At 57.2% G+C, this 13,239-nt stretch carries 14 protein-coding genes; 3 read left to right on the forward strand and 11 right to left on the reverse strand.

Annotated features, from left to right (window positions below; all coding sequences use genetic code 11):
- Positions 1-115: 115 nt before the first annotated feature.
- From KGB06_RS10980 to rplM, 5 genes are all read right to left on the reverse strand, one after another.
- A complete protein-coding gene (locus KGB06_RS10980) occupies positions 116-898 on the reverse strand; it encodes a cytochrome c1 (RefSeq protein ID WP_223515316.1) in 783 nt (260 codons plus the stop codon).
- Complete coding sequence (locus KGB06_RS10985; RefSeq protein ID WP_223515319.1) at positions 898-2,109, reverse strand: cytochrome b; 1,212 nt, start codon at positions 2,107-2,109, stop codon at positions 898-900. Before KGB06_RS10985 ends, KGB06_RS10980 begins: the two co-directional genes overlap by 1 nt.
- Positions 2,109-2,702, reverse strand: coding sequence for a ubiquinol-cytochrome c reductase iron-sulfur subunit (petA, locus tag KGB06_RS10990; RefSeq protein WP_223515322.1), 594 nt, complete (start codon positions 2,700-2,702; stop codon positions 2,109-2,111). Before petA ends, KGB06_RS10985 begins: the two co-directional genes overlap by 1 nt.
- Before the next feature lie 268 nt (positions 2,703-2,970).
- Positions 2,971-3,363 (reverse strand): 30S ribosomal protein S9, encoded by a 393-nt coding sequence (gene rpsI / locus KGB06_RS10995; RefSeq protein ID WP_003216038.1) that lies wholly within the window; start codon positions 3,361-3,363, stop codon positions 2,971-2,973.
- A gap of 14 nt (positions 3,364-3,377) precedes the next feature.
- Positions 3,378-3,806 (reverse strand): 50S ribosomal protein L13, encoded by a 429-nt coding sequence (rplM, locus tag KGB06_RS11000; protein ID WP_046048262.1) that lies wholly within the window; start codon positions 3,804-3,806, stop codon positions 3,378-3,380.
- Positions 3,807-4,051: 245 nt separating this feature from the next.
- On the opposite strand from rplM, the gene KGB06_RS11005 reads away from it, so the two are divergent.
- On the forward strand, positions 4,052-5,092 hold the full coding sequence (locus KGB06_RS11005) for an NADP(H)-dependent aldo-keto reductase (RefSeq protein ID WP_223515325.1): 1,041 nt from the start codon (positions 4,052-4,054) through the stop codon (positions 5,090-5,092).
- 134 nt (positions 5,093-5,226) lie between these two features.
- Here KGB06_RS11005 and KGB06_RS11010 read toward each other — a convergent pair whose 3' ends face one another.
- The gene (locus tag KGB06_RS11010) at positions 5,227-6,363 is read right to left on the reverse strand and encodes an acyl-CoA dehydrogenase family protein (RefSeq protein ID WP_223515328.1); all 1,137 of its coding nucleotides are present in this window, start codon (positions 6,361-6,363) and stop codon (positions 5,227-5,229) included.
- 243 nt (positions 6,364-6,606) lie between these two features.
- On the opposite strand from KGB06_RS11010, the gene KGB06_RS11015 reads away from it, so the two are divergent.
- Complete coding sequence (locus tag KGB06_RS11015; RefSeq protein ID WP_223515450.1) at positions 6,607-7,503, forward strand: GlxA family transcriptional regulator; 897 nt, start codon at positions 6,607-6,609, stop codon at positions 7,501-7,503.
- A gap of 184 nt (positions 7,504-7,687) precedes the next feature.
- Here KGB06_RS11015 and zapE read toward each other — a convergent pair whose 3' ends face one another.
- The 3 genes from zapE to KGB06_RS11030 form a co-directional block, all read right to left on the reverse strand.
- On the reverse strand, positions 7,688-8,782 hold the full coding sequence (gene zapE, locus KGB06_RS11020) for a cell division protein ZapE (protein WP_033049434.1): 1,095 nt from the start codon (positions 8,780-8,782) through the stop codon (positions 7,688-7,690).
- Between the two features lie 91 nt (positions 8,783-8,873).
- On the reverse strand, positions 8,874-10,229 hold the full coding sequence (locus KGB06_RS11025) for a tryptophan--tRNA ligase (protein WP_223515331.1): 1,356 nt from the start codon (positions 10,227-10,229) through the stop codon (positions 8,874-8,876).
- A 24-nt stretch (positions 10,230-10,253) separates the two neighbouring features.
- The gene (locus KGB06_RS11030; RefSeq protein ID WP_223515334.1) at positions 10,254-10,883 is read right to left on the reverse strand and encodes an alpha/beta hydrolase; all 630 of its coding nucleotides are present in this window, start codon (positions 10,881-10,883) and stop codon (positions 10,254-10,256) included.
- Positions 10,884-11,027: 144 nt separating this feature from the next.
- On the opposite strand from KGB06_RS11030, the gene KGB06_RS11035 reads away from it, so the two are divergent.
- On the forward strand, positions 11,028-11,462 hold the full coding sequence (locus tag KGB06_RS11035; RefSeq protein WP_223515336.1) for a YhcB family protein: 435 nt from the start codon (positions 11,028-11,030) through the stop codon (positions 11,460-11,462).
- Between the two features lie 261 nt (positions 11,463-11,723).
- Here KGB06_RS11035 and KGB06_RS11040 read toward each other — a convergent pair whose 3' ends face one another.
- Positions 11,724-12,422 carry an OmpA family protein gene (locus KGB06_RS11040; protein ID WP_223515339.1) on the reverse strand — a complete coding sequence of 233 codons (699 nt, stop codon included), beginning with the start codon at positions 12,420-12,422 and terminating at the stop codon, positions 11,724-11,726.
- A gap of 114 nt (positions 12,423-12,536) precedes the next feature.
- Positions 12,537-13,178: an MBL fold metallo-hydrolase gene (locus tag KGB06_RS11045; protein ID WP_223515342.1), complete on the reverse strand. Its 642-nt coding sequence runs from the start codon at positions 13,176-13,178 to the stop codon at positions 12,537-12,539.
- Between the last annotated feature and the right edge of the window lie 61 nt (positions 13,179-13,239).

The following is a 13,239-nucleotide window of genomic DNA, read 5'->3' on the forward strand; positions in this document are numbered from 1 at the left end:
GGAAAAACGAGCGCGCCCAGAGGGCGCCTCCCGTAACGCCTGGATCACCAGGCTCGTTACACCTTCAGAGGCGCCCTTGGGCGCGCGCGATTAACAGCAATTGCTTGAAGCTTTATCAGTGCACATCCTTCCAGTATTCGCGCTTGAGCAAATAAGCGAATACGAAGAAGAACGCCAGGTACAGCAAGACGTATGTACCGATGCGCTGATGTTGCAGCTTAACCGGGTTAGCCGAGTAAGCCAGGAAGGTTACCAGATTCTTGACCTTCTCATCGAACTGCTCTTCGGTCAGAGCACCGCTTTTCGGCACGATGGTCATCTGATCGCATGCTTCATGAGTCAAAGGCGTACCGGTCAACGGGTCAAATTGCTTCTTGCCGTCTTCGACGATCTGAACCTGCTTGCAACCGATAATCTGACGACCTTGCAGGCCAGCCAGCACGTTAGGCATACCGACGTTCGGGAAGACCTTGTTGTTCACGCCCCACGGACGCGACGGATCTTCGTAGAAAGACTTCAGGTAGCCGTAGAGCCAGTCAGTACCACGAACACGAGCCACCAGCGTCAGATCGGGCGGAGCCGCGCCGAACCAGGCCTTGGCGTCTGCCGGCTGCATGCCGATGTTCATGTGGTCGCCAATCTTGGCGCCGGTGAGCACCAGCTTCGAGAGCATCAGATCATGGGGAACGCCAATATCATCGGCAACACGCTCGTAGCGTTGGAACTTGGCACTGTGGCAGCCCATGCAGTAGTTGGCAAAGGTACGCGCGCCATCCTGCAAGGCCGCCTTGTCAGAAACGTCGATGTCGACCTTTTCCAGCTCAGGACCACCGTGCTCAGCCCCAAAGGACAGAACAGGCATAGCAGCAAGAATCAGTACAGCAAATAGCTTTCTCATCAGCCAGTCACCCTTTCCGGAACCGGTTTGGTCTTTTCAAGCCTGGTGTAGAACGGCATCAGAATGAAATAGGCGAAGTACAGGAACGTACACACCTGCGACAGCAACGTCCGCTCTGGCGTTGGGGCCAATACGCCCAGCACACCCAGGATCACGAACGAGATGCAGAACACCCACAGCCAGATCTTGCTCAGCCAGCCTTTGTAGCGCATCGACTTGACCGGGCTGCGGTCCAGCCACGGCAGGACGAACAGCACGGCGATGGCTGCACCCATGGCGATGACACCCAGTAGCTTGTCCGGAATCGCCCGCAGAATCGCGTAGAACGGGGTGAAGTACCAGACCGGAGCAATGTGCTCTGGGGTCTTGAAGGCGTTCGCCACTTCGAAGTTCGGCTTCTCGAGGAAGTAACCGCCCATTTCCGGGAAGAAGAACACGATCGAGCAGAAGATGAACAGGAACACCACCACGCCGACGATATCTTTCACGGTGTAGTACGGGTGGAAGGCAATGCCGTCCAGCGGTACGCCGTTTTCGTCTTTGTATTTCTTGATGTCGACACCGTCCGGGTTGTTCGAACCGACTTCGTGCAACGCCAGAACGTGCAGCACCACCAGACCAAGGATCACGATCGGCAAGGCAACAACGTGCAGGGCGAAGAAGCGGTTCAGGGTAATACCGGAAATCAGGTAGTCACCACGGATCCACTGGGTCAGGTCGTTACCGATGACCGGGATCGCACCGAACAGCGAGATAATCACCTGGGCACCCCAGTAGGACATCTGGCCCCACGGCAGCAGGTAACCCATGAAGGCTTCAGCCATCAGCGCCAGGTAGATCAGCATGCCGAAGACCCACACCAGCTCACGCGGCTTCTGGTACGAACCGTAGAGCAAGCCACGGAACATGTGCAGATAAACCACGATGAAGAACGCCGAAGCGCCAGTGGAGTGCAACAGACGCAGGATCGAGCCGTACTCGACGTCGCGCATGATGTATTCGACGGAAGCAAACGCCTCTTCCGCCGACGGGTTGTAGCTCATGGTCAGCCAGACACCGGTGACGATCTGGTTAACCAGAACGAGCAGCGCCAGGGAACCAAAGAAATAGAAGAAGTTGAAGTTCTTCGGGGCGTAGTACTTGCTGAGATGGTCTTCCCACATTTTGGTCGCGGGAAAGCGCGCATCAACCCAATCCATGAACTTGCTCATCACGCTTTCTCCGTATCGACGCCGATGATGATGAGCTCATCGGTCTCATAGGAATGCGGGGGAACTGGCAGGTTCAAAGGCGCAGGTTGCGACTTGTAGACGCGGCCAGCCAGATCGTAATGGGAGCCGTGGCAAGGGCAGAAATATCCACCCACCCATTTCGGACCAAGATCCGCCGGCGCCACTTCCGGACGGAAAGTAGGCGAACAACCCAAGTGCGTGCAAATGCCGATCAGCAGCAGAATTTCTGGCTTGATCGAACGTGTTTCCGGGTTGACATAGGCCGGTTGCGTCGATTGTTTAGAATCAGGATCGGCGAGATCGCCTTCGATCTTTTTCAGATTCCCCAGGATTTCCGGAGTACGGCGGACAATGAATACCGGCTGGCCGCGCCACTCAGCAATCATCTGCTGGCCTGGCTCGATTTTGCTGACATTCACTTTCACCGGTGCACCTGCGGCTTTCGCCTTGGCACTGGGAAACCATGACCCCACGAACGGGACCGCAGCCCCCACCGCTCCTGCAGCACCCACCACGGATGTGGCTGCTACCAAGAAGCGACGCCGGCCTGTATTCACGCCGTCATTGCTCATTCAGTCCTCTCCCATCAGCTTTGTGGCCTGTTAAATCAGGCATCTACTAAGTAAATCTATGTACTTATAAAAATTTTGCCGAATGGTAATGAAAAGCCCCAATTCTGACAAGGTAATTACCGAAGGGCTCCACTGCCAAGCCTTGTAGTATAGGGGCTCTACGGATGTGGCAAGTTGTCACAGCGCAATTCTTTGATAAATCACACATATAAAAAAACGCCCAGCTCCGTGAGGAAACTGGGCGTTCTTTTTTGAACGTGAAAGCGAATTAACGCTTCGAGTACTGCGGACGCTTACGCGCTTTACGCAGACCGACTTTCTTACGTTCAACTTCACGAGCATCGCGAGTAACGAAGCCAGCTTTGCGCAGAGCGCCACGCAGGGTTTCGTCGTACTGCATCAGTGCGCGAGTGATACCGTGGCGGATTGCGCCAGCTTGACCACTTACACCACCACCAATAACGGTGACGTAGATGTCGAACTTTTCAACTGTCTCGGTCAGTTCCAGCGGCTGACGAACTACCATGCGGGCAGTTTCGCGGCCGAAGAAATTTTCCAGAGTGCGGTTGTTGATCGAGATGTTACCAGTACCCGGACGCAGGAAAACGCGTGCGGTTGCGGTCTTGCGACGGCCAGTGCCGTAATTTTGAGTCGCCGACATAATGAACTATTCCGTTAAAACTTCAGTTCTTGGGGCTGCTGAGCAGTATGAGGGTGTACAGCGCCCGCATAGACTTTCAGCTTACGATACATGTCGCGACCCAGCGGGTTCTTAGGCAGCATGCCTTTGACCGCAGTCTCGATCACGCGCTCAGGGGCTTTAGCGATCAGCTTTTCGAAGTTGATCGACTTGATGCCGCCCGGGAAACCGGAGTGGGAGTAGTAGATCTTGTCGGTGGTTTTAGCACCGGTCACACGAATCTGCTCGGCATTGATAACGACGATGTAGTCGCCGGTGTCAACGTGAGGAGTGTACTCAGCTTTATGCTTGCCACGCAGACGGCTCGCGATTTCGGTGGCCAGACGACCCAGGGTCTGACCTGCAGCGTCGACGACAAACCAGTCGTGCTGTACTGTTTCCGGTTTAGCAGTAAAAGTTTTCATTCTTTATAGCCTCAGGGGCCGCCCTGTAAATTAGACGGCGGATCTTACTGAATAGTGCGTACTTTGACAAGTCAAAGGCAGCCGGATACAGACGCTTTCGGGGGCTCGGGTCGGCGCGTCCGTTCAACGGCAAGATTCTTCGGCGGCGGCGCATCACTTCCACTGCAGAAAGAGGTGCGCAATTATGCAGATTGCGGAAAATATTTCAACCTGCTTTTATGATTGTTTTGCCCAAGGAGCACCTGATGGACTATCGACAGCTAGGCCGAACCGATCTGAACGTGAGCGCTATCTGCCTCGGAACCATGACGTGGGGCGAGCAAAACAGCGAAGCTGAAGCCTTCGCCCAGATTGAACGGGCCAAAGGTGCCGGGATCAATTTCATCGACACCGCCGAGATGTACCCGGTGCCGCCCAAGGCCGATACCTACGCCACCACAGAGCGCTACATCGGCAATTATTTCAAAAGTCGTGGTGATCGCGCCGACTGGATCCTCGCCAGCAAGATCGCCGGCCCCGGCAACACCATCGACTACATCCGCGACAAAAACCTGCGCCACAACCGCCAGCACATCACGCAAGCCGTGGACGCCAGCCTCAAGCGCCTGCAAACCGACTACATCGACCTTTACCAGCTGCATTGGCCAGAACGCAGCACCAATTTCTTCGGCCAACTGGGCTACAAACACAAGAGCGAAGCCAACCTCACTCCACTGGAAGATACCCTCGAAGCACTGGACGAGCAGGTCAAGGCCGGCAAGATCCGCCACATTGGCCTATCCAATGAAACGCCATGGGGCACCATGCGCTTCCTCGCCCTGGCCGAAGCCCGCGGCTGGCCGCGCGCCGTATCGATCCAGAACCCGTACAACCTGCTCAACCGCAGCTTCGAAGTCGGTCTGGCAGAGATTGCCATTCGTGAACAATGCAGCTTGCTGGCTTACTCGCCGCTGGCGTTCGGTTTCCTGTCAGGCAAGTACGAAGGTGGCGCGCGCCCGCCGAAAGGCCGCCTGAGCCTCTACAGCCGCTTCAGCCGCTATTTCAATCCACAATCGGAAGCAGCGTGCAGCCGTTACGTGGCACTGGCCCGTGAACACGGTCTGGACCCGGCGCAGATGGCGCTGGCCTTCGTGAATCAACAGCCGTTCGTCACCAGCAACATCATTGGGGCAACGACGCTTGAGCAACTGGACAGCAACATTGCCAGCTTCGAGCTGAAACTTTCGGACGAAGTGCTGGAAGGGATTGAGGCGATTCACAAGGATCACCCGAACCCGGCTCCTTGATCGCCTGAAAAAAAGCCTTCGCGAGCAGGCTCGCTCCCACAATGGTTCTGTGTCGATCACAAAATGGTGGTCAGACAAAAATCCAATGTGGGAGCGAGCCTGCTCGCGATAGCGGTCTAACAGTCACTGCAAGGTCAAAGCGACCGCGCAATAATCTCTTTCATGATTTCGTTGGTGCCGGCATAAATCCGCTGCACCCGCGCATCCGCCCATGCCCGGGCAATCGGGTATTCCCACATAAAACCGTAGCCGCCATGCAACTGCACGCATTCGTCGAGCACCTTGCATTGCAGGTCCGTGCCCCAATACTTGGCCATCGCCGCCGTCGGCACATCCAGCTTGCCTTGCAGGTGCAGTTCCAGGCAGCGATCGACAAACACCCGGCCAATCTGGATCTCGGTCGCCATCTCCGCCAGTTTGAAGCGGGTGTTCTGGAAGTCGGCAATCGCCTTGCCGAACGCCTTGCGCTCGCGGGTGTAGTCCAGCGTCCATTGCAACGCCGCTTCAGCCGACGCAAGCCCACCAATGGCCACGGTGAGGCGCTCTTGCGGCAATTCCTGCATCAGGTAAGCGAAGCCCATTCCGGCTTGCCCCAACAGGTTTTCCTTGGGCACCCGAACGTCCTGGAAGAACAGCTCCGAAGTGTCCTGCGCCTTCATCCCGACCTTTTCCAGACGCTTGCCCTTGTCGAAACCCGGGGTGTTGGCCTCGACCAAAAACAGGCTGGTGCCCTTGGCGCCGGCCTTTGGATCGGTCTTGGCCACGACAATCACCAGATCAGCCAGAAAGCCGTTGGTGATGAAGGTTTTCGAACCGTTGATGACGTACTCGTCGCCATCCAGTACCGCCGTGGTTTTCACCCCTTGCAGATCGGACCCGGCCCCCGGCTCGGTCATGGCGATCGCCGTGACCATCTCGCCAGACACCAGTTTCGGCAGGTACTTGTGCTTCAGAGTTTCACTGCCGTAATGCAGGATATACGGCGCCACGATGTCCGAATGCAGGGAAAAACCGATCCCGGTCAGCCCCTGGCGCCCGACCTCTTCGATCACTACCGCGCTGTACAAAAAGTCCGCCCCCAGCCCGCCGTATTCCTCCGGAAGATGCGAACACAGCATCCCCGCCTCCCCCGCCTTGTTCCAGAGTTTGCGGTCGATATAGCCTTGTTTTTCCCATTGCCCATGAAACGGCACAGCCTCTTTCTCGAGGAACGTTCGCACGCTGTCACGGAAAAGTTCGTGATCGGAGCTGAACAAGGTTCTGGGGATCATGCGGCACCTGTCGTTATTGTTAGAGGAGTTGATCTTCAGAGACTAAGCCCCGCATTCAACACAGGACACTGGACACATCAGACAAAAAATAAGACGATCCAGCCGTTTGATGACCACTTTCTCCTATAAAAATAAAGTTGAATTATGTCTAAGCAAGTCTCCACGCCCTTGCGGCGCGTCAGCATCCTGGCGATCGACCGAGTTTTCGCTTCCACCCTCCTGCAAGCCAAAGACTTTTTCCACATGGCCAGCTTGCGCCATGGCAAACAACTGGGCCAAGGCCTGACACCGTCGTTCGAAATCCGACTCGTCAGTCCCGACGGCGAACCGGTGAATAGCTTCAGCGATGTCATCATCCCGGTAGACGGTGGCCTGGAAAACACCGACATCATCATCCTCCCCGCCTTCTGGGATGACTTCGACACGCTCAGCAAACGTTATCCACAGATCCTGCCATGGCTGCGTGAGCAACATGCCCGCGGCGCGGTGTTGTGCGGCGAAGCGACCGGGGTGTTCTGGCTAGCCGAGGCGGGCCTGCTCGATGGCAAGGAAGCAACCACATACTGGCGTTTCTTCAACGCCTTCGCCGAGCGCTTCCCACAGGTTCACCTCAAACAGGACAAACACCTGACCGACGCCGACAACCTGTATTGCGCAGGCGGCACGACGTCGGCATGCGATCTCTACGTCTACCTGATCGAGCGTTTCTGCGGCGCCAACGTATCGCAAGCCGTGGCGCGGGATATCCTCTACGAAGTACAGCGCAGTTATACCCCGGGACGTATCGGTTTTGGCGGACAGAAGCTGCACCAGGATGTGATCATCCTGCAGATCCAGCATTGGCTCGAAGAGCATTTCGCCGACAAGTTCCGCTTCGAAGACGTGGCCCGCGAACACGGCATGAGCATCCGCAATTTCATGCGCCGCTTCCAGACTGCGACCGGCGACAAGCCGCTGCACTACCTGCAACGACTGCGCATCGAAACCGCCAAGGGCCTGTTGTCCGGCAGCCGCAAGAGCATCAAGACCATCAGCTATGAGGTCGGCTACGACGATGCGAGCTTCTTTGCGCGATTGTTCCGTCAGCACACTGAATTGTCGCCGAACCAGTATCGGCAGCAATTCCAGCAGGCTGCGTAGTTCTCTATCCACACACAAAACCCATGTAGGAGTGAGCCTGCTCGCGATCGCGCCCGTCCATACAGCATTGATATGACTGACACACCGCTATCGCGAGCAGGCTCACTCCTACAAGGTTTGCGGTGAATTCTGGACATAAAAAAGGGCCTGAATTTGCAGGCCCTTTTTTATGTTTTCGAATCGTCTACGGCTTGTGCGCCCGGGACAGGAATTCGTGCGACTGCATCTCCAGCAGACGGCTGAGCGTGCGCTGGAACTCGAAGTTCAGGCGACCACCGGTGTAGAGGTCTTTGAGCTCGACTTCGGCAGAAATGATCAGCTTGACGTTACGGTCGTAAAACTCGTCGACCATGTTGATAAAGCGACGGGCGATGTCGTCAGTGGTGACGCTCATCTGCTCGACATCGCTGAGCAACACGGCGTGGAAGATCTTGCCCAGTTCGATGTAGTCGTTCTGGCTACGCGGGCCATCGCACAGTTCGCGGAAGTCAAACCAGGCCACGTCATCGCACGTGCGTACGGCGCGGATTGCGCGATTCTCGATCATCAGCACGTCGTTCTCGACCGCGGCAGTGCATTCCGGCGTCAGCGCACGGAAGCTCTTGCGCAGGCTGTCCTGAGCGGCGTCATCCAGCGGAAAGTGGAACAACTCCGCTTGCTCAAGATGACGCAGGCGGTAATCGACACCACTGTCGACGTTGACGATGTCGGTGTTCTGCTTGATCAGCGCGATGGCCGGCAGGAAGCGCGCGCGTTGCAGGCCGTCCTTGTACAGACCGTCCGGTACGATGTTCGAGGTCGCGACCAGGGTCACGCCATTCTTGAACAGCTCTTCCATCAGCGTGCCGAGGATCATGGCATCGGTGATGTCGGAGACGAAAAATTCATCGAAGCAAATCACTCGCGACTCGTCGGAGAAACGCTTGGCGATGATGGTCAGCGGGTTTTTCTCGCCGCCAAGGGTCTTCATCTCTTCGTGCACACGCTTCATGAAGCGGTGGAAGTGAGTTCGGGTCTTTTCCTTGAACGGCAGCGCTTCGAAGAAGGTGTCGACAAGGTAAGTCTTGCCGCGACCCACGCCGCCCCAGAAGTACAGGCCCTTGACCGGCGCCTGCTCTTTCTTGCCAAACAGTTTGCCGAGCAGGCCCGGCTTGTTCTGCGAGGCCGCGACCAGATCGTCGTACAGGCGCTGCAAATGGCGCACAGCAGTTTCCTGCGCGGCGTCATGGAAGAATTCCGGGCGCTTCAGATCAGCTTGATATCGTTCTAGGGGCGTCATAATTCGTTAGCAAGGCAACAAAAACGGGCCGTCACTGTAGCGACGGCCCGGGGGAATGGCAATCGGCCCTTGGTCGGGTCGAGCCGCTGATTTATTCCTGAACCGGCGTCAGCGCGACGCGCAGGGCGTCGATGGCGACGTCGCGAGCCGCGCTGTCGGCGAATGTCGGGCTATCTGCCACGCACTCGCCTTCGAGCCAGACACTGAAGCTCAGGTCTTCGCTGCGCACATCCAGAGGCTGGCCCGCTTGCAGTTGTTTGGTCACTTGCCCGGCGGTTTTGCCGTCGGCGAAGTTGTGCGACAGCAGCAGTTGCTCACCATCGGCCGCCAGCAGACGGAAGCGGAAGCTGCCGTCGTCTTCGCGGAAGCTGACGAAACGTGCGGCTTTTGCGGCTTTTTTCTTGGTGGTGGCGGCGACTTGAGTCTGCGCCACGAAAGAACGCAGGCCGACCGCTTCACGCAGCTCGTTCAAGAACGGCGTCGCTACGGCACGGGCTTTTTTGGCACCGACTTGCAGCATGTCTTCCAGATCGGCCGGACGTTCCATCAGCTGGTAATAACGCTCGCGGGATTCGCCCAACTCGCTATCCAGCAATTGGAACAGGCGATTCTTCGCCTCCCCCCAACCCAAGCCCTGCAACAGTTCGCTACGGAACTCGTCGGACTGCGCCTGCGTAGCAAACGCTTGAAACAGCGTGAACAGGTGCGAATTGTCCGGGTCCTTGGCTTCGCCCGGCGCGCGCGAATCGGTGACGATCCGCGAAATCGCGTCCTTCATCTCTTTGGCGCTGCTGAACAACGGGATGGTGTTGTCATAGCTCTTCGACATCTTGCGACCGTCGAGGCCTGGCAGCGTGGCAACGCTTTCTTCGATCAGTGCCTCAGGCATGGTGAAAAATTCTTTGCCCTGACCAAACAAGTGGTTGAAGCGTTGACCGATGTCGCGAGCCATTTCCACGTGCTGGATCTGGTCGCGACCGACCGGCACCTTGTGCGCGTTGAACATCAGAATGTCTGCGGCCATCAGCACCGGGTAACTGTACAAGCCCATGGTGATGCCGGCGTCCGGGTCTTCGCCGGTCTCGACGTTCTTGTCCACCGAGGCTTTGTAGGCGTGTGCACGGTTGAGCAAGCCTTTGGCGGCGACGCAGGTCAGCAGCCAGGTCAGCTCGGGGATTTCCGGGATGTCGGACTGGCGGTAGAACGTCACGCGATCCACATCCAGGCCGCCGGCCAGCCAGGTCGCGGCGATTTCCAGACGCGAGCGCTGGATGCGCTGCGGGTCATCGCATTTGATCAGGGCGTGGTAGTCGGCCAGGAAGTAGAACGAATCGGCATTGCTGTCACGGCTGGCAACGATCGCCGGGCGGATGGCGCCGGCGTAGTTGCCCAGGTGAGGCGTGCCGGTGGTGGTGATGCCGGTGAGGATACGGGTACGAGTCGTCATGGGTAATCGCTTGTCAGACTGCAATCAATTCGAAAGACGCGGCAGGATCAGATCCTTGAGATCGGTCAGCTTGCCATGAAAAAAGTGTCCGCATTCTGCCACTTTCAGCAGCTCATGGGGGCGCTCGAGTTTTTCGGACCAGTCGTAAACCAGCTGCGGGTCGATGACTTCGTCGGTTTCCGGCTGGATCAGGGTCAACTCGCCCTGCTGCGACAGTTGCTCCTGATCGCCCAGGCGCATGACCGCAGGTGCGACCATAAACAAATGTTTCAGTTGTTCGCCCTTGGCTTCCAGGCGTCCGCCGAGACTTGCTGCAACAAAACCGCCGAAGGAGAAACCGAACAGGGTCAGGGGCAAGTCCGGGTGCTTGACCCGCAGCCATTCGGCGACGGCTTGAGCATCGTCGACTTCACCAGTGCCCATGTCGTGCGTGCCTTCACTGGCACCGACGCCACGGTAGTTGAACCGCAGGGTAATCAAGCCGGCATCGCGCGCAGTGCGCTGCAGGGTCGAGACGACTTTGTTGAGCATGGTGCCGCCCTGCACCGGGTTCGGATGGCAGATGAGCGCAACGCCGCGGGGCTGCTCATTATCCAGATACAAAGCTTCCAGCTGACCGACGGGGCCATCAATCACTACAGGGGTTTCGCGCATAAGCAAGTAAGGAACTCCGTGACCTCGAATCGGGTCGACTCGTCTAGCAAATTGTCTGTGCCAATCTATTGCGAGTGAATCGCGGTATACAGCGCAGGTTCGAGCCGTTAACGTAAAGCAAAGCCGTTTATAGAGGAAGGACTCGTGGAACACTCGCTCTTAGTTTGGTTGTTACCGACTCTTGCCCTGGTTGTGGGTGTCGCCATTGGATTCCTGATCGCTCGTCTGGTGCCGAACGCCGCGCCGAGCAGCACGCAACGTCAGCTGGATGACATTCAGGAACGTTTCGACAGTTATCAGAACGAGGTGGTCACCCACTTCAACAGCACTGCAAACCTGGTCAAGAAACTGACTCAGAGCTATCAGGAAGTGCAGGATCACCTCGCCGAGGGTGCCAACCGTCTGGCCCTGGACGAGCAGACTCGCCAACGCTTGCTGGCCTCCCTGCACGCCGATGCGACAGTGGCCCCACGCGAACGCCTGACGCCGCCGCGCAATCAGGAGCCGCCTCGCGACTACGCACCAAAATCCCCGAACGCGCCGGGCATGCTGGATGAGCATTACGGCCTGAAGAAGTAATCAGGTTTCGCGCAGTACAAAAGCCCTCGGACAAGTGATTGTCCGGGGGCTTTTTCATTGGTAATGATTTAGTTGTCTGCACTGACCCCATCGCGAGCAGGCTCGCTCCCACAGTTGATCGCGTTCCTCCTGTGGGAGCGGGCTTGCCCGCGATGGGGCCCGGACTGGCAATACAAAAAAGCCCGCCCGATCTATTGAGGATCGGGCGGGCTCTTTTTTTACGCCTGGGGTTCAGTCAGGTTGGTAAAGGTAAAACTGTTATTACTGAGGATACTGCTGACCCGGAATCGCTTTCAAGTTGACTTCAACTCGACGGTTCTGTGCCCGCCCATTGGTATCAGCGTTGCTGGCAATCGGGCTATCCGGGCCGGCACCGCGAGCCGAGAGGTTGGCACCGCTCACACCTTGCGAAGTCAGGTAAGTCGCCACGCTTTGCGCACGACGCTGGGACAGGTCCATGTTGTGCTGGCGGCTGCCGGTGCTGTCGGTGTAGCCAACGATTTCGATCTGGTTCTGGTTGAACTCCTTGAGCGAGCCTGCCAGGTTGTTCAACGGTTGATAGAAACCTGAAGCGATGTTCGCCGAATCGGTTGCGAACGTGATGTTGCCTGGCATGATCAATTTGATCTGATCGCCTTCGCGCTGCACTTCAACGCCGGTGTTGGCCATGCTGGCACGCAATTTTTTCTCTTGCTGGTCGGCGTAGTAGCCGTAACCGGCGGCAGAAGCACCCACTACTGCTGCGCCGATCAACGCGCCCTTGCCACGGTTATCATGGTTAATGGCGGCACCCGCCACAGCACCGGCCAAAGCACCGAGACCGCCATATTTAGCGGTTTTGCTCATACCTTGAGAGCCGCCATTAGCTTGGCCCTGGTTATCGTAAGGGCCAGGTGCGGCACAGCCAGACAGCAAGGCCACTGCGGTAGCGACAATAATCAAACGACGCGTGGTGAACATTAGAGCTCCTACTTTTTTGCATTCTGTGGTGCAACGGACTTCAGCATTGGACCTTTGCGGGGGTTGGATCATCGCACAGGTCAAAAATTCCCCGTATTACAAACGTGTTACAAATCAGGCCCGCACAAAAGGGTTCTCGCGCATTTCATCACCCAATCGCGTGTCCGGACCATGGCCGGTGACCACGGTTGCCTCTTCGTCGAGCGTATACAGCCGCTGCTTGATCGACCGCACGATGGTCGCCTGATCGCCGCCCCACAAATCCGTGCGCCCTACTCCACGCCGAAACAACGTGTCACCGGCAATCAGCAGCTTGGCCTCGGAAAACCAGAAGCTCATGGAGCCCGGCGTATGACCCGGCGTGTGCAACGCCACGCCGCAACCGCAGGCCAGTTCTTCGTCATCGGCCAACCAGCGATCCGGCGGTGGCACGGGCGTGTAAGGCACACCGAACATCTGGCATTGCATCTCCAGATTGTCCCAGAGGAACTGATCTTCTTTATGCAGGTGCAGGGTGGCGCCGGTTTTCTCCTTCAACTGACCGGAGGCCAGGAAGTGATCCAGATGCGCATGGGTATGGATGATGCTGACCACCTTCAAGCCCAGGGCATCGAGGCGCGCCAGAATCAATTCATGATTACCGCCCGGATCAACCACGATCGCTTTTTTACTGATCGGGTCGCCGATGATGGTGCAGTTGCACTGCAAAGGGCCGACGGGGAAGGTTTCGCGAATGAGGCTGGGTTGCTGGGTCATCAGGACAAGCTCGAAAATCAGTGATGGGCAATTCTGGCACAAAACTGCAACGGTCTTTTAA

It is taken from the genome of Pseudomonas sp. GL-B-19 (assembly GCF_019956415.1).
Classification (GTDB): Bacteria; Pseudomonadota; Gammaproteobacteria; order Pseudomonadales; family Pseudomonadaceae; genus Aquipseudomonas.

What these genes read in the sequence shown, in the direction of transcription:
- KGB06_RS11030 (WP_223515334.1), bottom strand. Translation starts at nt 10,883, where the DNA reads ATGCGCGAAACCCCTGTAGTGATTGATGGCCCCGTCGGTCAGCTGGAA.
- petA (WP_223515322.1), bottom strand. Translation starts at nt 2,702, where the DNA reads ATGAGCAATGACGGCGTGAATACAGGCCGGCGTCGCTTCTTGGTAGCA.
- KGB06_RS11005 (WP_223515325.1), top strand. Translation starts at nt 4,052, where the DNA reads ATGGACTATCGACAGCTAGGCCGAACCGATCTGAACGTGAGCGCTATC.
- zapE (WP_033049434.1), bottom strand. Translation starts at nt 8,782, where the DNA reads ATGACGCCCCTAGAACGATATCAAGCTGATCTGAAGCGCCCGGAATTC.
- KGB06_RS11010 (WP_223515328.1), bottom strand. Translation starts at nt 6,363, where the DNA reads ATGATCCCCAGAACCTTGTTCAGCTCCGATCACGAACTTTTCCGTGAC.
- KGB06_RS10980 (WP_223515316.1), bottom strand. Translation starts at nt 898, where the DNA reads ATGAGAAAGCTATTTGCTGTACTGATTCTTGCTGCTATGCCTGTTCTG.
- rplM (WP_046048262.1), bottom strand. Translation starts at nt 3,806, where the DNA reads ATGAAAACTTTTACTGCTAAACCGGAAACAGTACAGCACGACTGGTTT.
- KGB06_RS11045 (WP_223515342.1), bottom strand. Translation starts at nt 13,178, where the DNA reads ATGACCCAGCAACCCAGCCTCATTCGCGAAACCTTCCCCGTCGGCCCT.
- KGB06_RS11015 (WP_223515450.1), top strand. Translation starts at nt 6,607, where the DNA reads ATGGCCAGCTTGCGCCATGGCAAACAACTGGGCCAAGGCCTGACACCG.
- KGB06_RS11025 (WP_223515331.1), bottom strand. Translation starts at nt 10,229, where the DNA reads ATGACGACTCGTACCCGTATCCTCACCGGCATCACCACCACCGGCACG.
- KGB06_RS11040 (WP_223515339.1), bottom strand. Translation starts at nt 12,422, where the DNA reads ATGTTCACCACGCGTCGTTTGATTATTGTCGCTACCGCAGTGGCCTTG.
- KGB06_RS10985 (WP_223515319.1), bottom strand. Translation starts at nt 2,109, where the DNA reads ATGAGCAAGTTCATGGATTGGGTTGATGCGCGCTTTCCCGCGACCAAA.
- rpsI (WP_003216038.1), bottom strand. Translation starts at nt 3,363, where the DNA reads ATGTCGGCGACTCAAAATTACGGCACTGGCCGTCGCAAGACCGCAACC.